We start from the raw sequence: 25688 nt of genomic DNA on the forward strand, positions 1-25688 counted from the left end.
CGCCAGTCGGGGCGGCCTAATGTGGTCCCCTGTCACGGCTCCGTGCTCCTGACACGTCCGCCCGCCCCCCAGTGAGGACCGCAAGGACCCAGATGCCCCGCTCCAAGAAGTTCCGGCGCGCCCGTCTGATCGTGATCGTGCTGGTCGTGCTGATGGTGGCCGGCGCCGGCTACGGCGGATACCGGGGGGTGGCCGCGGTCCGTGCGTCCTTCCCGGAGGTCGACGGCAGCGTCAAGCTGGCGGGCCTGAGCGCGCCGGTCGACGTCAAGCGCGACGCCAACGGCATCCCGCAGCTCTACGCCGACACCTCCGAGGACCTCTTCCGCGCCCAGGGCTACGTCCAGGCCCAGGACCGCTTCTGGGAGATGGACGTCCGGCGGCACATCACCGCGGGCCGGCTCTCCGAGATGTTCGGCGACAGCCAGGTCGAGACCGACTCCATGATCCGCACCATGGGCTGGCGCCAGGTCGCGCAGAAGGAGTTCGACACCGTCCTCAGCGCGGACACCAAGAAGAACCTCCAGGCCTACGCGGACGGCGTCAACGCCTGGCTCGCCGAGCACCCGGGCGGTTCCTCCGCCTCGCTGGAGTACGGCCTGCTCGGCGTCGTCAACGGCGGCTACAAGCCCGAGCAGTGGTCCCCGGTCGACTCGGTGTCCTGGCTCAAGGCGATGGCCTGGGACCTCTCGGGCAACCTCCAGGAGGAGATCGACCGCTCGCTGCTCGCCCAGGACTTCAGCCGGGAGAAGATCGACGAGCTGTACCCGGACTACCCGTACGCCCGCAACGGCACGATCGTGAAGACCGGCACCGTCAACGGCACCGCCTACAAGCCGGCCGACGGCTCCACCCCGGCGGGCAACGGCACCGGGGCCGGCGCGACCGGCGGCACCGGTACCGGCACCGCCCAGGGCGCCGCCGCCACGAAGGCGCTGCTCAAGGACGTCACCGACCGGATCGACGCGCTGCCCGAACTGCTCGGCCGCAACGGCCAGGGCATCGGCTCCAACTCCTGGGTGGTCGCCGGCAGCCACACCACCACCGGCAAGCCGCTGCTGGCCAACGACCCGCACCTCGGTCCCGGCCTGCCCTCGGTCTGGTACCAGATGGGCCTGCACTGCCGGACCGCCTCGCCGGCCTGCCAGTACGACGTCTCCGGCTTCACCTTCGCCGGGATGCCCGGTGTGATCATCGGCCACAACAAGGACATCGCCTGGGGCCTCACCAACCTCGGCGCCGACGTCACCGACCTCTTCCTGGAGAAGGTGACCGGCCCGGACACCTACCTGGTGGACGGCAAGGAGGAGAAGTTCGAGCTCCGCAAGGAGACCATCAAGGTCGCCGGGGGCGAGGACCGCACCATCACCGTGCGCACCACGAAGACCGGCGCCCCGCTGATCTCCGACCCGAGCACCGAGCAGCAGAACGTCGGCAAGTACGCCCCCAACGGCGACTCCGCCCCGGACCGCGGCACCGGCGGCTACGGCGTCGCCCTGCAGTGGACCGCGCTGATCCCGGGCAAGACCATGGACGCGATCTTCTCGCTCGACCGCGCGAAGGGCTGGGACGACTTCCAGAAGGCCGCCGCGGACTTCGCCGTCCCGGCCCAGAACCTCATCTACGCCGACGCCAAGAACATCGGCTACCAGGCCCCCGGCTACATCCCGGTGCGCGGCAAGGGCGACGGCCGCTACCCGGCGCCGGGCTGGGACTCCGCCTACCAGTGGAAGAAGGACCCGGTCCCGTTCAGCGCCCTGCCGTGGAGCCTCAACCCCGCCAGCGGCTACATCGTCACCGCCAACCAGGCCGTCGTCGACCCCTCGTACAAGTACGGGCTGACCAGCGACTGGGAGTACGGCACCCGGGCCAAGGAGATCACCGACCAGATCGAGGCCAAGCTCAAGAACAACGGCAAGATCTCGCCGGACGACATGCAGGACATGCAGCTGGACAACACCAGCATCCTGGCCAAGACGCTGGTCCCGATGCTGCTCAAGGTCGAGATCGACGACCCCTACGTGCGCGAGGCCCAGGACCTGCTGAAGGACTGGAACTACCACCAGGACGCCGACTCGGCCGCCGCCGCCTACTACAACGGCGTCTGGCGCCAGCTGCTCACCCTGGCCTTCGGCCAGAAGTTCCCGGCCGACCTGCGGGCGAAGGACAACTGCCTGCTGGTCCGAGAGCAGGCCGACCCGACCAAGCCGGACAGCAAGTCGAAGATCGTCACCGAGTGCGGCACCCGTGACCCGGGCCGGGCGCAGCCGGACGGCGGCGACCGCTGGAACGAGGTGGTCCGGCAGCAGCTGGAGAAGCCCGACAGCGGCTGGTGGACGTACATCGACTCCCAGCACAAGGAGCAGAAGGGCCTGGACAACCTGCTGCGCGAGGCGATGACCAACGCCCGCCAGGAGCTGACCTCGCTGCTCACCAAGGACATCACCACCTGGAGCTGGGGCCGGCTGCACAAGCTGGAGCTGCGCGAGCGCACCCTCGGCTCGGACGACTCCTCGATCGCCTCGGGCGCCGTCCACAAGCTGCTCAACCGCGGCCCGTACCGCCTCTCCGGCGGCTCGGCGGCGGTCGACGCGGCGGGCTGGAACGCGGCCGCCGGGTACCAGGTCGACTGGATCCCGTCGATGCGCATGGTGATCGACCTGAACGACCTCGACGCCTCCCGCTGGATCAACGTCGGCGGCGCCTCGGGCCACGCCTTCCACGAGAACTACAACGACCAGACCGACCTCTGGCTCAAGGGCAAGCTGTTGACCTGGTCGTACTCGCCGGACGCGGTCGAGAAGGCGACCAAGCACAAGCTGACGCTGACCAACGGCTGACGCCGCCCCGCAGCGACGGCCCGACGGCGCCGACGACCGACGGCCCCGCCCCCGGACATCCGGGGCGCGGGGCCGTCGCCGTACCGCCGGGTGCTCCGCCCGCTCACCCCAGGCGGTGGGTGCCCGAGGGGGTCAGCGCGAGGTCCACCGGCCGGTCGTGCGGCTCCGCCGGCACCCGGTCCAGCAGCTCGTGCTCGTACAGCAGCACCGCCAGCACCGGCCGCGCCCCGGACCGCTCCAGCCGGGCCAGCACCCGGTCGTAGGAGCCGCCGCCGCGCCCCAGCCGCAGTCCCCGGCGGTCCACCGCCAGTCCCGGCAGCAGCACCAGGCCGGCCTCGGTCACCGCCTGCGGACCGAGCCGCTCGCCGACCGGCTCCAGCAGCCCGCGCCCGGCCGGGGCCAGCGCCTCCGGGCCCGCGTACGGGGCCCAGTCCAGGTCGTTGTCGGGCAGCAGCACCGGCAGCAGCACCCGCACCCCGCGGGCCCGCAGCGCGTCCAGCAATGGACGGGTGCCCGGTTCGGCGCCCACCGAGACGTACGCCGCCACCGTGGCCGCCGCTGCCGCCAGCTCGCCGGCGTGCCCGGCCAGCGCCTCGGCGGCCCGCTCCCGGGCCTCGGGCGGCAGCGCCCGCCGTTCGGACAGCAGCCGTGTCCTCAGCTCGCTCTTCTCGTTGTGCATGGGATGGTCCACCGCTCCTCCACCGCTCGACCTCGACCGCTCTGGACCCCGGCCCCGGTGCGACCGGGACGCCCCAGAGCCTGACACGCGGAAGGCAGCCCCCGATGTCCACCCCGCTGCTGGTCCAGGCGCTGGCCGCGCTGAGTGCCCCCGCGCTGGCCGGCGCCGCCGTGCTCGGCGGCCGGCTGCGGCGCGGCTCGGCCCGCGCGGCGCGGCGCGAGGCCGCTCTGCGCGAGCGCCTGGCCGCGCTGGAGTCCCGCTGCGCCGAGCTGGAGCGCACCGCCTCCTGCGACCCGGTCACCGGCGTCTGGAACTACCGGCACCTCCAGCTCACCCTGGACCGGGAGATCGACCGGGCCCGCCGGGCCGAGCGGCCGGACCCGGCGGACGGGCCGCGCCCGCTGGCCGTCCTGCTGCTGGAGATCAGCGGCTTCGACGCGGTGGTCGCCGAGCACGGCCGGGCCCGGGCCGGGACGGTGCTGCGCGACCTCGCCCAGCGGCTCGGCATGGAGATCCGCCGCTCCGACACCCTCGGCCGGTACAGCGGCGAGGAGTTCCTGGTGGTGCTGCCGGACACCGGCGCCGAGGGCGCGGCCCAGGTCGCCGACCGGCTGGTCTGGTCGGTCCGCCGCCACCTGCTGCTGGACTGGTCCTCCGGCGACCGGGAGGGCCGCCGCCCGTACGGCAACGGGCTCACCGCGGCGGTCGGCCTGGCCGTGCTGCCCGAGGACGGCGCGCACGCCGCGGTGCTGCTGCGGGCCGCCGACCGGGCGCTCGCGGCGGCCCGGGCGGCCGGTGGCGACTGCTGGCGCCGGGCCGCGCCCCGGACCGTCGCGGCGGACGCTCCGGCGGGTGTGCCGAAGGCCGCGCCGGCGGGTGTTCCGACGGGTGTTCCGGCGGGTGTTTCCGTGCGGCCGGAAGGAGTCTTCGCAGCCGAACGTGACCGTTCGGGAAAGGCGGGTAGTCTGTCGCCCTGTGTCGGAGGGGACCCCCTCACCCCGCCCGCCACGTCCCCTTTGCCTGCCATTTCGGCCGGGTCCGGCGACGTGCTGCCCAAGCATCGGTCAACTGCGCCCGGTCAGGCGAAATACGTGCCTTAGTAAGGTAAACGCATGACGACGACGAACTCCCGTACCCCGGTAACCAAGGCAGTGGTCCCCGCGGCCGGTCTGGGTACCCGATTCCTGCCGGCCACCAAGGCGACTCCGAAGGAGATGCTGCCCGTCGTCGACAAGCCGGCGATCCAGTACGTCGTCGAGGAGGCGGCCTCGGCCGGCCTGTCCGACATACTGATGGTCACCGGCCGCAACAAGCGTGCGCTGGAGGACCACTTCGACCGCGCCTACGAGCTGGAGGAGCTGCTCGCCCGCAAGGGTGACCAGGACCGTCTGCGCCGGGTCCGCGAGTCCGTCGAGCTCGCCAACATGCACTACGTCCGCCAGGGCGACCCGAAGGGCCTCGGCCACGCCGTCTCGGTCGCCGAGCAGCACGTCGCCGGCCAGCCCTTCGCCGTCCTCCTCGGCGACGACCTGATCGACCCGCGCGACCCGCTGCTGTCCCGCATGATCGAGGTCCAGCAGGAGCTCGGCGGCTCGGTCGTCGCGCTGATGGAGGTCGACCCCTCCCAGATCCACCTGTACGGCTGCGCCGCCGTCAAGCCCAACGGCTTCGGCGACGACGTCTTCCAGGTCACCGACCTGGTCGAGAAGCCGGAGACCGCCGACGCCCCGTCGAACTACGCCGTCATCGGCCGCTACGTGCTCGACCCGTCGGTCTTCGACGTGTTGCGCGAGACCGAGCCGGGCCGCGGCGGCGAGATCCAGCTCACCGACGCCCTGCGCGAGCTGACCAACCGTCCCGCCGACACCGGCGGCCAGGTCCACGGCGTGCTGTTCAAGGGCCGCCGCTACGACACCGGCGACCGCGCGGACTACCTGCGCGCCATCGTCCGGCTGGCCTCCGAGCGCGAGGACCTCGGCCCGGACTTCCGCACCTGGCTGCGCGAGTTCGTCGCCTCCGAGCTGCAGGACTGACACACCGACAGAGAGCGAGTGCGCCGATGACCGGGTCCACGGAGAGCGGTACCACCCCCGCAGCCTGCTGCGACGACTCCGCGGGCCCGGCCCCGGCCACCCGCTCCGCCGCCCGTCCGGACGGTCTGTGGACCGTGGACGAGCACCTCGCCGACGTCCTGGCCACCGTCGGCCCGCTGCCCGCGATCGAGCTCCAGCTGCTCGACGCGCAGGGCTGCCGGCTGGCCGAGGACGTGCTCGCCGAGGGGGACCTGCCGCCCTTCGACAACAGCGCGATGGACGGCTACGCGCTGCGCACCGCCGACACCGTCGGCGCCGGCTCCGCGTACCCCTCGGTGCTCACGGTGGTCGGCGACATCGCCGCCGGCACCGGTGAGCTCCCCAAGGTCGGCCCCGGCCAGGCCGCCCGGATCATGACCGGCGCCCCCGTCCCGCCCGGCGCCCAGGCCGTCGCCCCGGTCGAGTGGACCGACGGCGGCACCGGGACCGGCCGCCCCGCCGACGCGATGACCGCTCCGGTCGAGGGCGAGGAGGTCCGGGTGCTGCGCCCGGTCGCCGAGGGCGCCCACATCCGCCGCCGCGGCGGCGACGTCACCGCCGGCACCCGGGTGCTGGCCGCCGGCACCCGGCTCGGCCCCGCCCAGCTCGGCCTGCTCGCCGCGGTCGGCCGGGCCACCGCCACCGTTCGCCCGCGCCCGCGGGTGGTGGTGCTCTCCACCGGCAGCGAGCTGGTCCAGCCCGGCGAGCCGGTCGGCCCCGGGCAGATCACCGACTCCAACAGCTTCGCCCTCACCGCCGCCGCCCGGGACGCCGGCGCGATCGCCTACCGGGTCGGCGGGGTGCCCGACGACGCGGCCAGGCTGCGCGCGGTGTTGGAGGACCAGCTCGGCCGGGCCGACCTGATCGTCACCAGCGGCGGCGTCAGCGTCGGCGCGTACGACGTGGTCAAGGAGGTCTTCGCCGAGTACGGCGGGGTCGACTTCCGGCGGCTGCGGATGCAGCCCGGCAAGCCGCAGGGCTTCGGCCGGATCGGCCCCGGGGCGGGCGTGCCGCTGATGGCCCTGCCCGGCAACCCGGTCAGCGCGTACATCTCCTTCGAGCTGTTCGTCCGCCCGGTGATCCGCGCGATGCTCGGTGCCGAGGACGTCCACCGCCCGGTGGTCCGGGCGCGCTGCCCGGTGGCGCTGCGCTCGCCCGCCGGGCGCCGGCAGTTCCTGCGCGGCCGCTACGAGCGGCGGGACGGCCTGGTCGAGCCGGTCGGCGGCGCGGGATCGCACCTGGTCGGCGCGCTGGCCCGGGCGGACTGCCTGATCACCGTGCCCGAGGACGTCACCGAGCTGCCCGCCGGCAGCGAGGTCGATGTGGTGCTGCTCGACGGCTGAGCGCCGGGCCGGCGGGCGAACTCCCGTCCGCGGCGGGGCGTCTCGGCGACGCGGCCCGTCCCACGCCCGGACCGGACCGGGGGGTACGGTAGCGCGGTATTCGACCTGCGCGCCCCTGGAGCCACCCGTGACCACCTCGCCCCCCGGCGACCGCCTCACCCACGTCGACGAGCAGGGCGCGGCCCGGATGGTCGACGTCTCCGAGAAGGCCGTGACCGCCCGGACCGCCGTCGCGGCCGGCCGGGTCAGGGTCTCCCCGCGCGTGGTCGAGCTGCTGCGCGGCGAGGGCCTGCCCAAGGGCGACGCGCTGGCCGTGGCCCGGATCGCCGGGATCATGGGCGCCAAGAAGACCCCCGAGCTGATCCCGCTCTGCCACCCGATCGCGCTCTCCGGCGTCAAGGTCGAGCTGACCGTCGCCGACGACGCGGTGGAGATCACCGCCACCGTGCGGACCACGGACCGGACCGGTGTCGAGATGGAGGCGCTGACCGCCGTCGCGACGGCCGGGCTGACCGTGATCGACATGGTCAAGGCGGTCGACAAGGGCGCCGCCGTCGAGTCGGTCCGGGTGCTCGCCAAGACCGGCGGCAGGAGCGGCGACTGGACCGCCCCCGAGGCGCCCGCCGCGGAGGCCTCCGCATGAGGGCGCTGGCGGTCACCGTCTCCAACCGCGCCTCGGCCGGCGTCTACACCGACCGGGGCGGCCCGCTGCTGGTCGAGGGCCTGCGCGCGCTGGGCTTCGCCGTCGACGGCCCCCGGGTCGTCCCGGACGGCGAACCGGTCGAGGCGGTGCTGCGCGAGGCCGTGGCGGCCGGCTACGACGTGGTGCTGACCACCGGCGGGACCGGCGTCTCGCCGAGCGACCTCACCCCCGAGATGACCGCCCGGGTCCTCGAACGCGAGATCCCCGGCATCCCCGAGGCGATCCGCGCGCACGGTCGGGAGAAGGTGCCGACCGCCGCGCTCTCCCGCGGGCTGGCCGGTGTCGCCGGACGTACCCTGGTCGTCAACCTGCCGGGCTCGACCGGCGGCGTCCGGGACGGTCTGGCCGTGCTGGCCCCGCTGCTCGCCCACGCCGTCGACCAGCTCGCCGGCGGGGACCACCCCCGGCCCGACGCCGCAGCTTCCGGGAGCGCGCACTGAACGCCGGCTGGCCGGTCGAACTCCACGAGGGGGACGTCGTGCTGCGCCCGATCCGGGCCCGCGACCAGCGCGAGTGGCAGGAGGTCAGCCGGCGCAACCGGGACTGGCTGCGGCGCTGGGAGGCCACCGTGCCGCCCGGCCCGGCGGGCCTCGCGGCGGGCCCGCGCCCGACCTACCGGCAGATGGTGCGCTACCTGCGCGGCGAGGCCTCGGCGGGCCGGATGCTGCCCTTCGTGGTGCTCTACCGGGGCCGACTGGTCGGCCAGTTGACCGTCGGCGGGATCACCTGGGGCTCGATGTGCTCGGCCAACGTCGGCTACTGGATCGACGAGGGGGTGGCCGGCCGGGGCATCATGCCGACCGCCGTGGCGCTCTCGGTGGACCACTGCTTCCGCACCCTCGGCCTGCACCGGATCGAGGTGTGCATCCGGCCGGAGAACGGCCCCAGCCGGCGGGTGGTGGAAAAGCTCGGCTTCCGTTCGGAGGGAATGCGCCCGCGTTATCTGCACATCGACGGCGACTGGCGGGACCACCTGGTGTTCGCCCTGACCGCCGAGGAGGTCCCCGAGGGGATGCTGGAGCGCTGGCGCTCCCTCAGCTCGGGTCGGCGTCCACGAAATTGAATACATGTTCGAATGAAATATCGATATGGCATCGGCGCGGCGACGGAGGGGCACAAATACCGGCAAAATAGTCGGAGAATCAGCTTGATCACACGACACGCCGTGCCAAATTGCTACCGGCCCTTCCTTCACGCCCGTACGGTGTGAATCGTGAGCAGTAGCGGCCTTATCTACGCCGTCATCGTAGGGGCCTGGGCCGCCTATCTGGTGCCGATGTGGCTCCGCAGGCAGGACGAGCTCAACGAGGCGCGCCCGACGGAACGCTTCAGCACCGCCATTCGCCTGCTGGCCGGGCGTTCGGCGCTGGAGCGGCGGGCGTCCCGGGCCCTGGGCGACGAACCGCGTGACGACGAGCAGACCAAGGACGGCCCTCCCGAACGGGACGCGGCCGTCTCCGACGACCCCGCGGCCGCACCCGCGGAGGAACCGGCGGCCCCCCGCCCGGCGGTGCGGGCCGAGGCGCGGCCGGCGCCCGAGGGCGGCGGCTCCGAACGCCGGGCCCGGCTGCTGGCCCGTCGGCGCCGGATGGTCACCGTCCTCTTCCTCGCCTTCGCCCTGGGTGCGGTGGTCGCGGCGGTGGCCGGACTGGCCTTCCTCTGGGTGCCCGCCGTGCCGGCCGTCCTGCTCACCCTCTACATCGGCCACCTGCGCCGGCTGGAGCGCCAGCGGTACGCGGTGAAGCTGGACCGGGTCCGCGCGGCGCAGGCCGCCGAGCGGCTGCGCAAGCGCGAGCAGCAGCGCGCCGAGGCCCTCGGCGCCAAGGCCGCCGCCGAGCCCGGCCCGGCCCCGGCACCCGCCGAGCCGGCGTCCGGGGCGCCCGGCGGGCGCGGACGCCCGCACCTGCGGCTCGCCACCGAGGCCGATGCGGCCCGGGCGGCCTCCGAGGGCGCGGCGGCCGTCTCGGCCTCGGCCGTGGCGGAGGCCACCGAGCACGAGGAGTGGGTCGACGGCATGCGGGAGCGCGGCGCGGCCGGCCCGGACTCCTGGGAGCCGGTGCCCGTCCCGCTGCCGACCTATGTGACGGCCCCGGTGGCCCCCCGGGTCAACCGCGGGCTCGACCTGTCGGCGCCGGGCACCTGGACCGCCGGCCGCCCGGCCGAGTCCCGGAAGACCCCGCTGTTCGACCAGTACGCCGAGCCCCCCGCTCCGGAACCGCGGCCCCGCGCCGCCAACGAATAGCTTCGAGGCCCCCTCCCCGGGGGCCTCTTCGCTTTCCGGGAGCCCCCGGGACCGCCTGGGGACCGCCTCGGGACCACCTCGGTGTTGCCGCGGTGCCGCCCCGGGGGCTCCCACCAGGGGGGTGGTCACGGACCCCCTCCGAAAGGTGCTAGAGTTTCTTCTCGTTGGGGCTGTGGCGCAGTCCGGTAGCGCACCTCGTTCGCATCGAGGGGGTCAGGGGTTCGAATCCCCTCAGCTCCACCCAACGGAAGTCCCGCCCGATCGGTTGATCGGGCGGGACTTCCGCGTTGTGGGGGCGCGTCGGCCGACGGGGGGTCAGCCGGGGCGCTCCGGGGGTGGTGTGAGGCGGATCACCTGCGGGAACGGCCGAGGGCCGGACCGGAGCGGTGCTCCGGGCCGGCCCTCGGGGTCGGACGGGTCAGGGCCGGCCGGAGTCCGCGTACGGGCCGGGCTGCGGGGCCCCGGACTGCGGCGGGACCGCGCCGTAGCCGGACGGACGGCGGCCGCGCGGGTGCCGGGTGAGGGTGTAGCCCGCGACGCCCGCCAGGGCGGCCAGGGCGCCGCCGGCGAGGGTCCAGAACCAGCGGCTGTTCCAGCCGGAGAACCAGCCGGTGTACCAGTGCTCCTCGGGCTCCTCCGGGGCCGCCGCCTTGGCGGTCGCGGCGCCGCCGCCGGCCGGTGGGACCAGCGGGGCCTTGAGCTCGCCGCCCTCCGGCTGGGCGTTGTCGGCGTCACCCTTGGCGGCCACGTGCAGCTGCACCGAGGCGGCCAGACCGAGGTCGGGCTGCGGGGCGTCGGCGACCGAGAGCCGGACGTAGTAGCTGCCCGGCAGCGGGTCGCCGGACCACGGCTCGGCCCAGGAGCGGACCTCGCGCAGGGTGCAGCTGAGCGCCAGCGAGGTGGTGGCCTGCTCGGCGGTCGCGTTCTGGGTGCCGTCGGTGCAGGCCTGTCGGCGGCGCAGGCCGTCGAACACCTCGACGCTCCAGCTCTGCGGGCCGTGCCGGTCGGCGGGCGGGGCGAGGGTGACCGTCAGGTCCACCTTGGCGGTCTGGCCCTCGGCGGCGCCGAAGGCCCAGTACAGGTAGTCACCGGTGGAGACCGGGACCGCGGCATCCTGGCCGGGGGCCAGGTTGACGGCGGTCAGGAAGGAGGTGCCGGCCTTGTTGGCGGGGGCCGGGCGGCCGCTCGCGTCGGCGCTGGGCGAGGGCGAGGCGGCCGAGGCGGCCGGGGCCGTCAGGGCGAGCGCCGGGAGCAGGGTCAGCGCGGCCGCGGCGGTGCGGAGGAAGGTCGTACGCATGGTCAGTTCTCCTGCCAGACAGCGATGCGCCAGCGGGCGATCCAGCCGAACAGCAGGCCGGTCACCAGGCCGGCCAGGGTGAGCACGAGCAGCAGGATCCAGCCGCGGCCCAGGCCCATCGCCGGGCCGTCCGGGGCGGGGGAGGCCGCGGTCAGGTCGACCGTCAGCTCCAGCGGCAGGCCGGGGTCGGCCGCGACGCCGGCCTGCGGGGCCAGCGAGTTGGAGACCACCAGGCAGACGGTGGTCTCCGGCTTGCCGCTCGGCGAGGCGGAGGCGGTGGCGGTGGCGTAGCCCTTGGAGTCGTCGGCGGACCAGCGCAGTCCGGTGGAGACGACGTCGGTGCGGCCGCTGCCGGCGTCGGTGCCGCGGACCAGCTCCTGGCCGGCGGTGCTGGTGGCCTGCAGCAGGACGCCGTAGTCACGGGCCACCGCGCGGTCCAGGGAGACGCTGACCGAGGCGCGCAGCTCCTGGCCGGCCTTGACCGGGACCCGGTAGACGCGGTGCTCGGAGAACTTCTCGCGGTCGCTGTAGACGCCGGGGGTGAGGACCGGCGCGGACTCGCACTTGTCGGTGCCGGCGGTCTTGACGGGGGCGACCGCGTAGGTGTCGTTGGAGCGGTCGACCAGCTGCTTCACCTTCTCGGTGAGCTGCTCCTGGGTGCGCACGTCGGTGTAGGTGCCGCCGGTGGCGTTGGCGATGCAGAGCAGCTGCTGGCGGGTCTTGTCGTCGTGCGCCAGGCCCAGGGTGTCGACCACCAGGTGGATGCCCTGGGAGGCGAGCTCGCGGGCGACGTCGCACGGGTCGGGCGGGGTGCAGGTGTCCTCGCCGTCGGTGATCAGCACCACCCGGCGGGTGGTCTCGCCCTTGCCGAGGTCCTCGGCCGCGCCGCGCAGGGCCAGGCCGATCGGGGTGTAGCCGGTCGGCCGCAGGGTGGCGACGGCGGTCTTCGCCTCGGTCTTGTTGGTCTTCCCGACCGGGAAGAGCTGCTTGGTGTCCAGGCAGCCCTGGGTCTTGTCGGTACCGGGGTAGTTGGCGCCCAGCGTGCGGATCCCGAACTCGGTCTCCGACGGCAGGGCGTCGATGACGTCGTTCAGGGACTGCTGGGCCACCGAGATCCGGGTCTTGCCCTGGATGTCGGCCTCGCGCATGGAGCCGCTGACATCCAGGACGAGGTCGACCCGGGGGGCCTCCTTGCCGGCCGCGCCGGCTGATGGTTCGTCGGCATGGGCGGGCAGGCCGCTGAGCAGCGCCCCGCCCGCTATCGTCAGGGCGGCCAGCAGGCTGCCGAGCCTGGCCTTCGGTCGTCGTCCGTTCATCACCCGCCCGATCCTAGGGATCATCAGTTCGCCGTGGCCAACGCGCGATGGTGCGCGAAGGGGCCGGATCCGGCGTGAACTCGCGGGCGCCGGTGGGGGATCGGTGCGCGGGTGCTCCGGGGTGCGCCGGTCGTGCGGTGCGGTGGTGACGGATCCTCGGGCAATACGGGACACACCGGGTGAAAAGTCGATTGATAGGGATTTCCTCGTTAGGGTGACGAGGGGGCGAGGGCGCCGTCGTACCGGCGCGCCCGTCCCGGCCGGCACGTCAGCTTCAGGGGAAGGACCCGTACGTGAGCAACCTCTTCGCGATCGCCTATCCGGATCTGGCCACCGCCCAGGCGGTGCGCAACGAGGCGGTGGGTCTGCAGAAGCAGCGGCTGATCGAGCTGGAGGACGCGGTCGTCGTCGAGCGCCGCGAGGACGGCAGGATCAAGCTGCACCAGCAGGTCAGCACCACCGGGGCCGGGGCCGCCTCGGGCGCCGTCTGGGGCGGGGTGATCGGTCTGCTGTTCTTCATGCCGATCCTCGGCGCGGCGGTCGGCGGCGCGGCCGGGGCCGCGGTCGGCGCCACCACCGACATCGGGGTGGACGACGACTTCATGCGCCAGGTCGGGCAGCACCTCCAGCCGGGCACCGCCGCGGTGTTCCTGCTGGTCCGCACCGCCACCGCGGACAAGGTCGTCCCGGCGCTGGCCCGTTACGGCGGCCGGATCATCCAGACCTCGCTCTCCGCCGAGGCCGAGGCCGAGCTGAAGGCCACCGTCGAGGCCTCCCGGGCGCAGGCCGCCCCGGCGTCCGCCTGACCCGGGGCCGAGCCGCTCGACCGTCCGATCCGTTCCACCCGTTCCACCGTCTGATCCGCTCCTCCGTCTGACTCCCGGATCCCGCCGGAACAGCCGCTCACACCGGGGCGGACGGGCCCACTGCCCGTCCGCCCCGGTCGTCACCCCGGCGCGTCCCGCAGCCCCGACTCCCTGGACGGCCCGTGGCGACACCCCCCGCCGTGACGAGCGCCGCCGGCCGCAGCGGATGGCCGCGACGGCGGAGGCCTTCGGTTTCAACGACGCCGGGCTGGACATCCCGGTGCGGGCGGCCCGCTCCGTCTTCGACACCCGGATGGACGAGTCCCAGCTGGCGCTCTCCTCGATCGGCCAGTTCGACACCGCGGCCACCCCGCTGGTGATGGCGATGGTCGCGGCCGGGGTGGCGGACAACGGCACCGTGATGCGTCCACAGCTTGTGGACAGACCGACCAGGAGCGACGGCACCACCGTCCAGCTGATGCGGCCCGCGGTGTACCGGCAGGCGATGGGCCCGGGCACCGCCGCACAGGTGCGGCGGCTGATGACCGACGTGGTGGAGCGGGGCACCGGGGGCGCCGCCCGGATCGCCGGCGCGGTGGTCGGCGGGAAGACCGGCACCGCCCAGCACGGGGTGGACAACACCAGAACGCCGTACGCCTGGTTCGTCTCCTGGGCCGCCCCGGCCGGCTCGACCGCGGTGCCGCCGGTGGCGGTCGCCGTGGTGATCGCGGACAGTGACGCGACCGATGTGACGGGCGGCGCCCTCGCCGCCCCCGTGGCCCGTGCGGTGATGCAGGCGGTACTGGCCGGGTGAGCCCCTTACCAGCTGCCCCGACCTGCGGGTCTAGCCGCTCGCCGGGAGATCCGCCGTCTGCGAAGTGTCCGGTTTGTGCCTGCCGGTGCGACGCTTCGTACAATGCGCGCGACGGGACTGTTCGTTTGCGACACTGGTGTTTTCGCGGTGTACTGCCCATCTTTGTTCGGTTGGTCCCCGATGACACCTTTCGGCGCGTCGGGTGACCGGCCGCTCGAACCCTCCACCGCCCAGAAAGACCCCCGTTTTGGCCAGCAACACGCTCGGCGCGCGCCTTCTGCGGCGCAAGCCCGTCATCACCCTGATCGCCGAGAGCGAGGGCCGCGAGGGCCTGCCCGCCGGTGCGCCCGAGGAGGGCGGACGTTCCGGCATCCACCTGCGCCGCTCGATCGGGCTCTGGCAGCTGTCCGCGATCGGCATCGGCGCCACCATCGGCACCGGCATCTTCTTCGTGCTGAACAGCGCCGTGCCGTCGGCCGGGCCGGCCGTCATCCTGTCCTTCGTGATCGCCGCGGTCACCGCCGGCCTCACCGCGCTCTGCTACGCCGAGATGGCCTCCGCCATCCCGGTCTCCGGCTCCTCCTACTCCTACGCCTACGCCACCCTCGGCGAGGGCGTCGCCTTCGCGGTCGGCATCTGCCTGCTGATGGAGTACGGCGTCTCGGCCTCGGCGATCGCGGTCAGCTGGGCCGAGTACCTCAACAAGTTCTTCGACCTGGCCTTCGGCTTCAAGCTCCCGGAAGTGATCTCCGGCGCGCCCGACCAGACCCACTGGTTCAACCTGCCGGCGCTGCTGCTGGTCGCCATGGTCTGCTTCCTGCTGATCCGCGGCGTCAGCGAGTCGGTGAAGGTCAACGCGGCCATGGTGGCCATCAAGCTGCTGATCCTGCTGCTCTTCATCTGCGTCGGCCTGACCGGCTTCCACTCCGGCAACCTGACCCCGTTCATGCCGCTGGGCATCGGCGGCGTGCAGGTCGCGGCCTCCACCATCTTCTTCTCCTTCATCGGGCTGGACGCCGTCTCCACGGCCGGCGAGGAGGTCAAGAACCCCCGCCGCACCCTGCCGCTGGCGATCATGATCTCGCTGGTGGTGGTCACCCTGCTGTACATCCTGGTGGCCCTGGCCGGCGTCGGCGCCCAGCCCTGGCAGAAGTTCAAGGGCCAGGAGGCCGGCCTCGCCCAGATCCTCCAGGACATCACCGGCCAGAGCTGGCCGGCCATGCTCTTCGCGATCGGTGCGATCGTCTCGATCTTCTCGATCACCCTGGTGGTCATCTACGGTCAGACCCGCATCCTGTACTCGATGGGCCGCGACGGCATGCTGCCCAAGCGCTTCGCGGAGCTCTCGCCGCGCACCGGCACCCCGGTCTGGAACACCATCGTGGTCGGCCTCGGCGTCGGCGCCCTGGCCGCCTTCGTCCCGCTGCGGGTGCTGGCCGACATCACCAGCCTGGGCACCCTGATCGCCTTCTCGGTGGTGGCGATCGGCGTGATCGTGCTGCGCCGCACCCAGCCCGACCTGCCGCGCGGCTTCAAGGTGCCGGGCTACCCGGTCGTCCCGCTGATCAGCGTCGCCTTCTGCGCCTACCTGATCAAGGGCCTGCACGCGGACACCTTCAAGGCGGGAGGGATCGCCCTGGCGCTCGCGGTGGCGGTCTACTTCGGTTACAGCGTCAAGCACTCCAAGCTGGAGCGGGCGGAGCAGCCGACGGAGAACGGGAGCACGGTCGGCTGAGCCGGCGGTGCGCCGCCGACGGGGCCGGCAGGGGGTGGACTGCTCCCCCCGCCGGCCCCGTCCGGGTCGGCGGACACTCCCGTCCCCGAGATGGCGACAGCGCACCGCCCCCGGCCCTAACCTTCCACCATGGTGAGCACCCGCACGCCCGGCCATTCCCGCCCGCGCGGCCGCTTCACCGGCCGGGGCGCGACCCCGACGACGCCCGCCCCGACCGTTCCCCCGGCCTCCTCCGCCCGGCGCGGCCGCCTGCGCGGCGGCCCGGCCCGCCGCTCGTTCCCCCACCAGCGCGGCGGGAGCGGCCCGCCGGCCCTGCCCGATCGGCTGAACCGGCCCGGCCTCGTCGCCCACCGCGGCTTCCAGCTGCTCGGCTGTCTGGTCGCCACCGCCTGGGCGGCCGGCTTCCCGCTCGTCTCCGACCTGCCCAACCAGCGCCTGTGGGGCACCCTCGCGGCCCCCGGCTACCTGCTCGCCGGGCTGCTCTGCCTCGTCCTGCCGCGTCGCTTCGCCGCCCGGGCCGGGGCGACGGCCGCTCTGCTGGGCGCCGTACTGGTGCCGCTGGTGCTGCTCGTGCTGCAGGGCCGCCACCAGTCCGAGGTGATGGTGGTCGAGCGCTCCGCGCACCTGCTGTTCACCACCGGCAGCCCGTACCTGCCGCATCCGGTGACGGTCACCGACTACAACCCGTACCTGCCGGCGATGTCGCTGTTCGGGGTGCCGCACGCGCTGCTCGGCGAGGGCAGCGCCGCCGCCCGGCTGGCCGGGGACGCCCGGATCTGGTTCGCGTTGGCCTTCGTCGCCTGTCTGCTGGCGAGCTGGCGGCTGCTGCGGCCCACCAGGGACCACGCGCCGCTGCTGCCGCTGACCGTGCTCACCGCCTCGCCGCTGGTCGCGCTGGCACTGGTCGGCGGCGGGGTGGACCTGCCGCTGATCGGGCTCTGCTGCCTGGCGATGGCGCTCGCCGAGCGGGACCGGACCATCGCCGCCGGGCTGGTGCTGGCGCTGGCCGGGACCCTGAAGTGGACGGTCTGGCCGGCGCTGCCGGTGGCAGTCCTGCTGCTCTGGCGGCTCTACGGGCGCCGGCCCGCCGCCCGGGCCGGGCTGACCGCGCTCGGCGCGGCGTCCGCCGTCATGGTGCCGTACGTGCTGGCGCGGGCCGAGGAGCTGCGCGAGCAGGTGGTGCGCTTCCCGCTCGGGCTGACCGCGATCCAGACGCCGGCCGGCAGTCCGCTGCCCGGCAAGGTGCTGGCCGGGTTCGGGCCCAGCGGGCACATCGCCTCACTGGTGCTGCTGACCGTCGGCGGGCTGGGGGTGACGGTCTGGCTGCTGGCCCGGCCGCCGGTCTCCGCGATCGCCGGCGCCGATCTGCTGGCCGGCGGGCTGGCGATCGCCTTCATGCTGGCGCCGGCCGGGCGGTTCGGCTACCTGGCGCTGCCGGCCGTCCTGGTGATCTGGCCCCGGCTGGCCGCCCGGCGGTGGAGCGCCCGCCCGTCCGTCCCGTCGGCCTGCCTGCTGGCACAGGGCGGGCCCGCCCTGCCGACGACGCGGTAGGACGGGCCCGGGTGGCTGCCGAGGGGTGGTCGCCGAGGTTCGGCGAAGGGCGTCAGCGGTTGCCGGCGGCCTTGATGATCGAGGCGACGGCGGGACCGGCGGCGTCCACGCCGTGGCCGCCGCCCTCGACCTCGGCGGCGACCGCGAGGTTGCCCCGGTAGGCGGTGAACCAGCTGTTGGTGGTGGCGATGCCGGTGGCCTCGGCGGAGCCGGTCTTGGCGCCCGCGTTGTCGGAGATCCCGGCCATCACGCCCTGGGCGGTGCCGCCCGTGGCGGTGGCGGCCATCATCTGGCGCAGCTTGCCGGCGACGTCGGGGGTCATGTCCCGGGCGGCCTTCTGCTGCGGCAGCTCGGCGACCAGGATCGGCTGCTTGAAGCTGCCGCTCTGCACGGTGGCCGTGATCGAGGCGATGGCCAGCGGGTTCATCTGGACCTTGCCCTGGCCGATGGACTGCATGGCCTGCTCGTCCTTGTTGGTGCCGGCGTCCGGCACCACGGCGTCGAAGCTGGGCAGGCCGGTCTGCCAGTTCAGGCCGATGCCGTAGACGTCCTTGGCGGTGGTGGTCAGCGCGCCCGGCTTGAGGCTGGTCAGGCCCTGGTCGATGAAGGCCGTGTTGCAGGAGATCATGAAGTCCTGCTGGAGCGTGTTGTTCGGGTACGCGTCGGGGAACGAGTTCGGGATCTTCTTCGGGTTGCTGCTCAGGGTCGGGCAGGGCACCGGGGTGTCCGGGTTGACCCCGGCCTCCAGCAGGGCGGTGGAGGTGAGGATCTTCAGCGTGGAGCCCGGGGCGAGCTGGCCCTGGAAGGCCCGGTTCAGACCGGTGACCGGGGCGTTGGCGAAGGCCAGGACCTGACCGGTGCTCGGCTCGATGGCGACGATCGAGCCCTTCTTGCCGCCCAGGTCGGTCATCGCCTTCTCGGCGGCGGCCTGCAGGTTGGCGTCGATGGTCAGCTTGAAGGGCTTCGGGGGCTTGGGGTCGACGATGGTGAACAGCCGGTCCGGGGTGCTGTTCTGGTCGGCCGCGTTGGTGATCACCACACCGGTGCCGTTGTCGCTCTGGTCCTTGTTCTGGTCCGCGAGCAGCTTGGCGACCTTGGCCTGCACGGTGGCGACCAGCGGGGTGATCGAGGGGCTGTTCAGCGCCTTGTTGTTGCGGTCCACCACGTTGCCGGCCAGCGGGGGCAGCGGCTGGACGGAGATCGTCTCGCCCGCGCCCAGGTGCGGGTGGATCACTGACGGCGCCCAGTGCACGGCCGGGGTGTCGTCGCTCATCTTCACGACACCGAGGAAGCCGTTGTAGTCCCAGACCCGGTTGGTGCCCTCGAACTCGGCGCGGGCCTTGAAGCCCATCAGCACCCCGGTCGGGGCGGCGGAGGCGGTCGGGGACGCGGAGTCGGTGGCGGTCGGGTCGCCCGGGGTGGCCGGGGCGGTGGCGGGGGCCGTGGTCCTGGCGGGGGAGGGGGTGCCGGTGGCCGAGGCGAAGGCCGCCGGGGTGGCCGGGCCGGCGGGCGCCAGGGTGAGGCCGCTCGGCTTCACCTGGTCGCGGAACGCGCTCAGCGCGGTGGTCGCGGCGGCCGGGTCGTCGGTCAGCGCGGCCGCCTTGGCGAGGTCACCGGCCGCCCAGGCTTCCAGGAAGTCCTTGGCCCCGGCCGCGGCCTGCTCGGCGCTCGGGGGTTCGGCGACCACCGTGCGTGGCTTCTTGGCGGCGGGCTCGCCCTTGTCGTCCGAGCCGCCGACGAGGCTGTACGCCCCGTAGCCGCCGGCGGCGAGCATGGCGACGGCCACGCCGGTGATGATGCCGGTCTTCGCGCCATTGCGCATGGTGATGTTCCCCCAAGGGTCAGGCGATCGGCCGCAGCCGGAGGTGGCCGGATGCGCGTTCGGAGCCCAGCCTAGGCAGCCGGATTCCGCGCACCGACGAAGGGACCGGGTGTTGTGACGGTTCTGGTACGTGTCGCGTACCACTTCGGTACCCTTCGCCGCCCGGCCGCCGTCCCCGCGCGGCGGCCGGACGCCGTCAGATCCAGGTGTTGAACCACATCCGGCGGCGCCAGTCCTCCATCGGGATCGTCTCGCCGGTGTACAGGGGGTGGAAGAACAGGAAGTTCCACATGATCAGCAGGACCACCAGGCCGGCCGCCGCGGAGCCGATGATCCGGCGGTCCCGGGACGCCCCGGCGGGTCCGATCAGCGCTCCCACCAGCATCGTCACGGCGAGCACCAGGAACGGCACGAAGCAGACCGCGTAGAAGAGGAAGATCGTCCGCTGCTGGTAGGCGAACCAGGGCAGGTAGCCGGCGGCCAGGCCGCAGAGCACCGCGCCGGCCCGCCAGTCGCGCCGGGCCGCCCACCGCCACAGGCAGTAGACCAGGGCGATCACGCCGGTCCACCAGAGCAGCGGGGTGCCGATGCCCAGCACCTCGCGGGCGCACTCGTTCACCGTGCAGCCGGCCGTCCCCTGCTTCGGGGACTCGTAGAAGAAGGACACCGGCCGGCCCAGCACCAGCCAGCTCCACGGGTTCGACTGGTAGGTGTGCGGGTCGCTCAGGTGGGTGTGGAAGTCGTAGACCGTCGAGTGGTAGTGCCAGAGCGAGCGCAGGCCCTCGGGGATCCACGGGTAGTCGGTGGAGCGGCCGACCGCCCAGTCGCGGCCGTAGCCGCCCTGGTTCGGCACGTTGCTGCTGGCGAACCAGCCCCACCAGGAGGTGACGTAGACGACCACCGAGGTCACCACGATCGAGACGAAGGCGGGCACCGCGTCCCGGACCAGCGTCCACAGGTAGGGGCGGTCGGCACCGGCCAGCCGGCGCGAGCCCACGTCCCACAGCACGGTCATCAGGCCGAAGGCGGCCGCCACGTACAGGCCGCTCCACTTGGTCGCGCAGGTCAGGCCGACGCAGACGCCGGCCGCGATCCGGTACGGGCGCCAGCCCAGGTTCATCCGGCGGGCGAGCGCCGCGTCCGGCCCGCCGTCACCGTGCGCCGCGAGACGGGCGGCGATCCGGGCCCGGGTGTGGTCGCGGTCCAGCAGCAGGCAGCCGAAGGCGGCGAGGATCCAGAACATCACCACCAGGTCCAGCAGCGCGGACCGGCTCATCACGAAGTGCAGGCCGTCCACCGCGAGCAGCAGGCCCGCCACGCAGCCCAGCAGGGTCGAGCGGAAGAGCCGGCGGGCGATCCGGGCCACCATCAGCACCGAGAGGGTGCCGAGCAGGGCCACCGCGAACCGCCAGCCGAAGGGGTTCATCCCGAAGATCTGGATGCCGGCGCCGATGATCCACTTGCCGACCGGCGGGTGCACCACGTACGAGGGGTTCGGCCGGTACGGGACCGGGTCGCCCGCCATGATGTGGTCGTTGGCGCCCTCCGGCCAGCTGATCTCGTAGCCGCCGTGCCAGAGCGCGTAGGCGTCCTTGGCGTAGTAGGTCTCGTCGAAGATGATCGCGTCCGGCGAGCCGAGGTTGTCGAACCGCAGCGCGCCGGCGAACAGGGCCACCGCGAGCGGGCCGAGCCAGCCGGACCAGCGCACCAGCCAGGACCACAGCGGCGCCGGCAGGGACAGGCCCAGGCGGAGCAGCAGGGGGGAGGGCGGCACCCGCTTCGGGGTGACGCCCCGGCCGTCCGGCATCGGCGGGACCAGGCGTTCGGCCAGGGTGGCGGCGGGCGGTGGCGAGTAGCCGAAGCGGCCCAGGCCGCGCAGCCAGGCGGGGCGGGGCGGCGCCGGTATGGAGCCGTCGGCGCCCTCGCCGTCGGGGCCGCCGGGGCCGCCGTCGTCGTCCGGGTCCCGGGGGCCGGGCAGAGCGGGCGACGGCTGGTCCGTCAGGACCGGCACGCCGACGTCACCCCGCGCGGTGTGGTCTGTACCAGTGGGCGTCTGCGCCGCCGTGTCGCCGTTCATCCGCCACATCGTAGGGGCGCGGGACGAGCCTGCGGAGGGCCCCTCCGCAGGCTGCCCGAATCGTCACCAAAAGCGCCCGGCCGCCGGTTGCTGGAAGGATGGGGCCCGTGACAGGAGTACTGGTACTGGCAGGCACCCCCATCGGCGACGTCTCGGACGCCCCGCCCCGGCTGCTCACCGAGCTGGCCACCGCGGACGTGATCGCGGCCGAGGACACCCGGCGGCTGCGCCGGCTCACCCAGGCGCTCGGGGTGACCCCGACCGGGCGGGTGGTCTCCTACTTCGAGGGCAACGAGGTCGGACGCACCCCCGAACTCGTCGAGGCGCTGCTCGGCGGCGCCCGGGTGCTGCTGGTGACCGACGCCGGGATGCCGTCCGTCTCCGACCCCGGCTACCGGCTGGTGGCGGCAGCCGTCGCCGCCGACGTCAAGGTGACCGCGGTGCCCGGGCCGTCCGCGGTGCTGACGGCGCTGGCGCTGTCCGGGCTGCCGGTCGACCGGTTCACCTTCGAGGGCTTCCTGCCGCGCAAGAGCGGCGACCGGGCCCGGCAGCTGGCCTCGATCGCCGCCGAGCCCCGCACCATGGTCTTCTTCGAGGCCCCGCACCGGATCGCCGAGGCGCTCACCGCGATGGCCGAGGCGTTCGGCGCCGAGCGGCCCGCCGCCGTCTGCCGCGAGCTGACCAAGACCTACGAGGAGGTCCGGCGCGGGCCGATCGGCGAACTCGCGGCCTGGGCGGCCGAGGGCGTCAAGGGCGAGATCACCGTGGTCGTGGCGGGCGCGCCGCCGGCCGCGCCGCAGGAGCTGACGCCGGCCGAGCTGGCCCGGCTGGTGGCCGTCCGGGAGGAGGCCGGAGAGCGCCGCAAGGAGGCCATCGCGGCGGTCGCGTCCGAACTGTCGTTGCCCAAGCGGGAGGTCTTCGACGCGGTCGTGGCGGCCAAGAACGCGGCTGCGGCAGGCTCCGGGCGTACGGTCGGTGAACCGTCCTGAACTGACCGCGACAAGCCGCTGAGCTGCGAGTACGTACCGTTCGTGGGCGATGTGCCGCAGCGCGTGCGGGCGCGTACCGTGGGGAGAAGGCCCCGGGCGAACACCCGTCGGGCCGAAGCTTCGGTCGAGGTTCCCGGACAGGACCCACCCTTTCGTATAGGGATTCCCAATCTGCCTCCAAGTCTTCACAAGAGGGGCATCGCCCGGAGCGTTCCGGGCATTTCCTGGGATGGAAAGACCCAGCCGGGCGAGCGCCCGGCGGGCGCTGGGAGACGGCTATGAGCGAGACGATCGGTAGCCCCCGCGGTGGCAACGCCCTGAGCGACCCCGGCCCGAGCGGCACCGGCCCGAACGGCCGGACGCAGACTCCCGTCGAGACCGTCCGGGAGGCCTACTCCTTCGCGTGCCTGAGCTGCGGGTACGGCTGGGAGCAGGCGTACGACATCGAGCACCACGTGGCCCGGGACGGGCACGTCGTCTTCGAGTACCACGCCAACGGAGTCCGGGTGCCGTCGCCGCTGCTCAAGCCGACCTGCCCGGGGTGCGGCGGCCACACCGTCCGGATCATGCGCGAGGGCCGGGTCGGCGTCGCGGACCAGTCGTGGCAGCACGCCCCCGGGTTCGCGGCCCACGCCGAGCCGGCCGGGGCGCCCGGGACGGGCCGGCCGGTGCGGCCCGCCCCGACGGGCGGGCGCTGGGCGCGGTTCTGGGCGCGGCTGCGCGGCTGACGAGGAGGCGGCGGGCCCCGGCGGGGAAGCGGAGGCCCGCCGACGAGGAGGCGGAGGGCCGGTGGCCGCGGGGCCACCGGCCCTCGCCGTGCGGGGGCCCGCGCGGGCCCGACTAAGCTTGCGGACCATGGCCGCCACTGCAGAGCACCACAGCACCAGCGGGGGCACCACCCCCGCGTACTACGTCACCACCCCGATCTACTACGTCAACGACCGCCCCCACCTCGGCCACGCGTACACCACCGTGGCGGGCGACGTGCTGACCCGCTGGCACCGCCAGCGCGGCGAGAAGGTGTGGTACCTGACCGGCACCGACGAGCACGGTCAGAAGATCCTGCGCACCGCCGAGGCCAACGGCGTCACCCCGCAGGAGTGGTGCGACAAGCTGGTCGAGGAGGCCTGGAAGCCGCTCTGGCAGCACCTGGAGATCGCCAACGACGACTTCGTCCGCACCACCCAGGAGCGGCACACCGCCCGGGTGCAGGAGTTCGTCCAGGACCTGTACGACAAGGGCGAGATCTACAAGGGCGGCTACTCCGGCCCGTACTGCGTCGGCTGCGAGGAGTACAAGCTCCCCGCCGAACTGCTCGACGGTGCCACCGAGGGCGAGAAGCTCTGCCCCATCCACAAGAAGCCGGTCGAGTGGCTGGAGGAGGAGAACTACTTCTTCCGCCTCTCCGCGTACGGCCCGAAGCTGCTGGAGTTCTACGCCGAGAACCCCGGCTTCATCGCCCCCGAGTCGGCCCGCAACGAGGTGCTGCGCTTCGTCGAGCAGGGGCTGCAGGACCTCTCCATCTCCCGCTCCACCTTCAACTGGGGCGTCCCGCTGCCCTGGGACGAGAAGCACGTGCTCTACGTGTGGGTGGACGCGCTGCAGAACTACATCACCGCGGCCGGCTACGGCGCCGACCCGGAGCGCTTCGCCGAGCTGTGGCCGGCCTCGGTGCACCTCGTCGGCAAGGACATCCTGCGCTTCCACGCGGTGATCTGGCCCGCGATGCTGATGGCCGCCGGCCTGCCGCTGCCGAAGCGGGTCGTCGCCAACGGCTGGCTGATGGTCGGCGGCGAGAAGATGTCCAAGTCCAACCTGACCGGCATCGCGCCCACCGACCTGACCTCGCACTTCGGCGTGGACGCCTACCGCTACTACTTCCTGCGGGCGATCCCGTTCGGCACCGACGGCTCGTTCTCCTGGGAGGACTTCACCGCCCGGTACACCTCCGAGCTGGCCAACGACTTCGGTAACCTCGCCTCCCGGCTGGCGGCCATGGTCGGCAAGTACTTCGACGGCGTGCTGCCGGCCGCGGCGGCGCCGGGCGAGGCCGAGCGGGCCGTCGCCGAGGGCCTCGCGGCGGCCGTCGCGACCGCCGACCGGAAGATCGGCGAGGAGCTGGACTTCGCGGGCGGGCTCGCGGCCGTCTTCGACTTCGTCAAGCAGGTCAACGGCTACCTCACCGAGCAGGAGCCGTGGAAGGTCGCCAAGGACGACTCGGCCGAGGGTCGGGACCGGCTGGCCACCATCCTCTACACCGCCGCCGAGTCGCTGCGGGCCACCGCGGTGCTGCTCAACCCGGTGATGCCGACCACCGCCGAGAAGCTCTGGGCCTCGCTCGGCGCCGCCGAGGGGCTGGGGTCGCTCGCCGGGCAGACCGTCGCCGGGGCCGCGGTGTGGGGCCGGCTGCCCGCCGGTGCCACCGTCACCAAGGGCGAGATCCTGTTCCCCCGTCTCGAGGAGAAGCCGGCCTCCTGAGGCCGGTGAAGGACGACTGATGCCGAAGAAGGACGACGACCGGTCCACCCCGCCGCCGCTGCCCGCCCCGCTGGCGGTGGCGGTCGCCGACTCGCACACCCATCTGGACATGCAGTCCGGCACCCCCGAGGAGGGCTTGGCCAAGGCCGCCTCGGTCGGGGTGACCACCGTCGTCCAGGTCGGCTGCGACGTGCCGGGCTCGCGCTGGGCCGCCGAACTGGCGGCCCGGTTCGAGCAGGTGCACGCCGCCGTCGCCCTGCACCCCAACGAGGCGCCGCGGATCTTCCTCGGCGACCCCGACGGCTGGTCGGGGCAGCGGCGGGAGCCCGGCGGGCAGGCCGCGCTCGACGCGGCGCTGGCCGAGATCGACGCGCTCGCGGCGCTGCCGCAGGTTCGCGCGGTCGGCGAGACCGGTCTCGACTACTTCCGCACCGGGCCGGAGGGCGTGGAGATCCAGAAGGAGTCGTTCCGGCGCCACATCGCGATGGCCAAGCGGCACGGCAAGGCCCTGGTGATCCACGACCGGGACGCCCACGAGGACGTCATCGCCGTCCTGCTGGAGGAGGGCGCCCCCGAGCGGACCGTCTTCCACTGCTACTCCGGCGACGCCGAGATGGCCAAGGTCTGCGCCGAGCACGGCTGGTACCTCTCCTTCGCCGGCCCGGTCACCTTCAAGGCCAACCAGCCGCTGCGCGACGCCCTGACCGCCACCCCGCTCGACCGGATCCTGGTCGAGACCGACGCCCCCTTCCTCACCCCCCACCCGTACCGCGGCCGCCCCAACGCCCCCTACCTCATCCCGGTCACGGTCCGCTCGATGGCCGACACCCTGGGCCTGTCGGAGGACGAGCTCGCCGGGGCCGTCGCGGAGAACACGGCGCGGGCGTTCGGGTACTGATCCGATCGAACGAATGTCGGGTTGCGGCG

At 73.6% G+C, this 25688-nt stretch carries 20 protein-coding genes, 1 tRNA gene and 1 pseudogene; 17 read left to right on the forward strand and 5 right to left on the reverse strand.

Features of this window, described 5'->3' with window-relative positions; genetic code table 11:
- Nucleotides 1-92: 92 nt before the first annotated feature.
- Nucleotides 93-2837, forward strand: coding sequence for a penicillin acylase family protein (locus tag ACFU9E_RS01690; RefSeq protein WP_380687474.1), 2745 nt, complete (start codon nucleotides 93-95; stop codon nucleotides 2835-2837).
- A gap of 103 nt (nucleotides 2838-2940) precedes the next feature.
- Here ACFU9E_RS01690 and ACFU9E_RS01695 read toward each other — a convergent pair whose 3' ends face one another.
- Nucleotides 2941-3516 (reverse strand): 5-formyltetrahydrofolate cyclo-ligase, encoded by a 576-nt coding sequence (locus ACFU9E_RS01695; RefSeq protein ID WP_380714729.1) that lies wholly within the window; start codon nucleotides 3514-3516, stop codon nucleotides 2941-2943.
- Nucleotides 3517-3620: 104 nt separating this feature from the next.
- On the opposite strand from ACFU9E_RS01695, the gene ACFU9E_RS01700 reads away from it, so the two are divergent.
- From ACFU9E_RS01700 to ACFU9E_RS01735, 8 genes are all read left to right on the forward strand, one after another.
- Nucleotides 3621-4616 (forward strand): GGDEF domain-containing protein, encoded by a 996-nt coding sequence (locus ACFU9E_RS01700; protein ID WP_380687851.1) that lies wholly within the window; start codon nucleotides 3621-3623, stop codon nucleotides 4614-4616.
- A 12-nt stretch (nucleotides 4617-4628) separates the two neighbouring features.
- Complete coding sequence (gene galU, locus ACFU9E_RS01705) at nucleotides 4629-5549, forward strand: UTP--glucose-1-phosphate uridylyltransferase GalU (RefSeq protein ID WP_380687853.1); 921 nt, start codon at nucleotides 4629-4631, stop codon at nucleotides 5547-5549.
- A 26-nt stretch (nucleotides 5550-5575) separates the two neighbouring features.
- Nucleotides 5576-6931, forward strand: a complete 1356-nt coding sequence (gene glp / locus ACFU9E_RS01710; protein ID WP_380687855.1) for a gephyrin-like molybdotransferase Glp — start codon at nucleotides 5576-5578, stop codon at nucleotides 6929-6931.
- A gap of 187 nt (nucleotides 6932-7118) precedes the next feature.
- Nucleotides 7119-7574, forward strand: coding sequence for a cyclic pyranopterin monophosphate synthase MoaC (moaC, locus tag ACFU9E_RS01715; RefSeq protein ID WP_380687857.1), 456 nt, complete (start codon nucleotides 7119-7121; stop codon nucleotides 7572-7574).
- Nucleotides 7571-8074: a MogA/MoaB family molybdenum cofactor biosynthesis protein gene (locus tag ACFU9E_RS01720; RefSeq protein ID WP_355370300.1), complete on the forward strand. Its 504-nt coding sequence runs from the start codon at nucleotides 7571-7573 to the stop codon at nucleotides 8072-8074. Before moaC ends, ACFU9E_RS01720 begins: the two co-directional genes overlap by 4 nt.
- Entirely contained in the window at nucleotides 8071-8697 is a 627-nt protein-coding gene (locus ACFU9E_RS01725; protein ID WP_380286195.1) for a GNAT family N-acetyltransferase, read from the forward strand. Before ACFU9E_RS01720 ends, ACFU9E_RS01725 begins: the two co-directional genes overlap by 4 nt.
- A gap of 150 nt (nucleotides 8698-8847) precedes the next feature.
- Nucleotides 8848-9876 (forward strand): hypothetical protein, encoded by a 1029-nt coding sequence (locus ACFU9E_RS01730; protein WP_380714701.1) that lies wholly within the window; start codon nucleotides 8848-8850, stop codon nucleotides 9874-9876.
- Nucleotides 9877-10042: 166 nt separating this feature from the next.
- Nucleotides 10043-10116 (forward strand) — tRNA-Ala (locus ACFU9E_RS01735).
- Nucleotides 10117-10294: 178 nt separating this feature from the next.
- Here the strand turns inward: ACFU9E_RS01735 and ACFU9E_RS01740 are convergent.
- Both ACFU9E_RS01740 and ACFU9E_RS01745 read right to left on the reverse strand, forming a co-directional pair.
- Nucleotides 10295-11173 (reverse strand): peptidase, encoded by an 879-nt coding sequence (locus ACFU9E_RS01740; RefSeq protein ID WP_380689678.1) that lies wholly within the window; start codon nucleotides 11171-11173, stop codon nucleotides 10295-10297.
- A 2-nt stretch (nucleotides 11174-11175) separates the two neighbouring features.
- Nucleotides 11176-12489, reverse strand: a complete 1314-nt coding sequence (locus ACFU9E_RS01745) for a VWA domain-containing protein (protein ID WP_355370292.1) — start codon at nucleotides 12487-12489, stop codon at nucleotides 11176-11178.
- Nucleotides 12490-12782: 293 nt separating this feature from the next.
- Between ACFU9E_RS01745 and ACFU9E_RS01750 the strand changes: the two genes are divergently transcribed.
- The 4 genes and pseudogenes from ACFU9E_RS01750 (at nucleotide 12783) to ACFU9E_RS01765 (ending at nucleotide 17395) form a co-directional block, all read left to right on the forward strand.
- A complete protein-coding gene (locus tag ACFU9E_RS01750; RefSeq protein ID WP_380689681.1) occupies nucleotides 12783-13295 on the forward strand; it encodes a DUF1269 domain-containing protein in 513 nt (170 codons plus the stop codon).
- A 226-nt stretch (nucleotides 13296-13521) separates the two neighbouring features.
- A pseudogene (locus tag ACFU9E_RS01755) lies at nucleotides 13522-14109 on the forward strand (penicillin-binding transpeptidase domain-containing protein); the annotation flags it as partial.
- A gap of 247 nt (nucleotides 14110-14356) precedes the next feature.
- Entirely contained in the window at nucleotides 14357-15844 is a 1488-nt protein-coding gene (locus tag ACFU9E_RS01760) for an amino acid permease (RefSeq protein ID WP_380685675.1), read from the forward strand.
- Nucleotides 15845-15973: 129 nt separating this feature from the next.
- Nucleotides 15974-17395: a glycosyltransferase 87 family protein gene (locus ACFU9E_RS01765; protein ID WP_380685677.1), complete on the forward strand. Its 1422-nt coding sequence runs from the start codon at nucleotides 15974-15976 to the stop codon at nucleotides 17393-17395.
- 52 nt (nucleotides 17396-17447) lie between these two features.
- Here the strand turns inward: ACFU9E_RS01765 and ACFU9E_RS01770 are convergent, their stop codons facing one another.
- Nucleotides 17448-19217, reverse strand: coding sequence for a penicillin-binding transpeptidase domain-containing protein (locus ACFU9E_RS01770; protein ID WP_380685679.1), 1770 nt, complete (start codon nucleotides 19215-19217; stop codon nucleotides 17448-17450).
- Nucleotides 19218-19413: 196 nt separating this feature from the next.
- Entirely contained in the window at nucleotides 19414-21294 is a 1881-nt protein-coding gene (locus tag ACFU9E_RS01775) for a dolichyl-phosphate-mannose--protein mannosyltransferase (protein ID WP_380685682.1), read from the reverse strand.
- Between the two features lie 107 nt (nucleotides 21295-21401).
- Between ACFU9E_RS01775 and rsmI the strand changes: the two genes are divergently transcribed.
- From rsmI to ACFU9E_RS01795, 4 genes are all read left to right on the forward strand, one after another.
- A complete protein-coding gene (gene rsmI / locus ACFU9E_RS01780) occupies nucleotides 21402-22283 on the forward strand; it encodes a 16S rRNA (cytidine(1402)-2'-O)-methyltransferase (RefSeq protein WP_380685684.1) in 882 nt (293 codons plus the stop codon).
- Nucleotides 22284-22561: 278 nt separating this feature from the next.
- The gene (locus tag ACFU9E_RS01785; protein WP_380685686.1) at nucleotides 22562-23011 is read left to right on the forward strand and encodes a hypothetical protein; all 450 of its coding nucleotides are present in this window, start codon (nucleotides 22562-22564) and stop codon (nucleotides 23009-23011) included.
- Nucleotides 23012-23138: 127 nt separating this feature from the next.
- On the forward strand, nucleotides 23139-24761 hold the full coding sequence (metG, locus tag ACFU9E_RS01790; protein ID WP_380684019.1) for a methionine--tRNA ligase: 1623 nt from the start codon (nucleotides 23139-23141) through the stop codon (nucleotides 24759-24761).
- Between the two features lie 19 nt (nucleotides 24762-24780).
- A complete protein-coding gene (locus ACFU9E_RS01795; RefSeq protein WP_380684018.1) occupies nucleotides 24781-25659 on the forward strand; it encodes a TatD family hydrolase in 879 nt (292 codons plus the stop codon).
- The last annotated feature ends 29 nt before the right edge of the window (nucleotides 25660-25688 follow it).

Origin of the sequence: Kitasatospora sp. NPDC057595 (genome assembly GCF_042800875.1) — a bacterium.
Lineage (GTDB): Bacteria > Actinomycetota > Actinomycetes > Streptomycetales > Streptomycetaceae > Kitasatospora.

Bases quoted from the DNA above. Each gene is read 5' to 3' on its own strand.
- ACFU9E_RS01690 (WP_380687474.1), top strand. From the start codon at position 93: ATGCCCCGCTCCAAGAAGTTCCGGCGCGCCCGTCTGATCGTGATCGTG.
- ACFU9E_RS01695 (WP_380714729.1), bottom strand. From the start codon at position 3,516: ATGCACAACGAGAAGAGCGAGCTGAGGACACGGCTGCTGTCCGAACGG.
- ACFU9E_RS01700 (WP_380687851.1), top strand. From the start codon at position 3,621: ATGTCCACCCCGCTGCTGGTCCAGGCGCTGGCCGCGCTGAGTGCCCCC.
- galU (WP_380687853.1), top strand. From the start codon at position 4,629: ATGACGACGACGAACTCCCGTACCCCGGTAACCAAGGCAGTGGTCCCC.
- glp (WP_380687855.1), top strand. From the start codon at position 5,576: ATGACCGGGTCCACGGAGAGCGGTACCACCCCCGCAGCCTGCTGCGAC.
- moaC (WP_380687857.1), top strand. From the start codon at position 7,119: ATGGTCGACGTCTCCGAGAAGGCCGTGACCGCCCGGACCGCCGTCGCG.
- ACFU9E_RS01720 (WP_355370300.1), top strand. From the start codon at position 7,571: ATGAGGGCGCTGGCGGTCACCGTCTCCAACCGCGCCTCGGCCGGCGTC.
- ACFU9E_RS01740 (WP_380689678.1), bottom strand. From the start codon at position 11,173: ATGCGTACGACCTTCCTCCGCACCGCCGCGGCCGCGCTGACCCTGCTC.
- ACFU9E_RS01745 (WP_355370292.1), bottom strand. From the start codon at position 12,489: ATGAACGGACGACGACCGAAGGCCAGGCTCGGCAGCCTGCTGGCCGCC.
- ACFU9E_RS01765 (WP_380685677.1), top strand. From the start codon at position 15,974: ATGGTGAGCACCCGCACGCCCGGCCATTCCCGCCCGCGCGGCCGCTTC.
- ACFU9E_RS01770 (WP_380685679.1), bottom strand. From the start codon at position 19,217: ATGCGCAATGGCGCGAAGACCGGCATCATCACCGGCGTGGCCGTCGCC.
- ACFU9E_RS01775 (WP_380685682.1), bottom strand. From the start codon at position 21,294: ATGAACGGCGACACGGCGGCGCAGACGCCCACTGGTACAGACCACACC.
- ACFU9E_RS01785 (WP_380685686.1), top strand. From the start codon at position 22,562: ATGAGCGAGACGATCGGTAGCCCCCGCGGTGGCAACGCCCTGAGCGAC.
- metG (WP_380684019.1), top strand. From the start codon at position 23,139: ATGGCCGCCACTGCAGAGCACCACAGCACCAGCGGGGGCACCACCCCC.
- ACFU9E_RS01795 (WP_380684018.1), top strand. From the start codon at position 24,781: ATGCCGAAGAAGGACGACGACCGGTCCACCCCGCCGCCGCTGCCCGCC.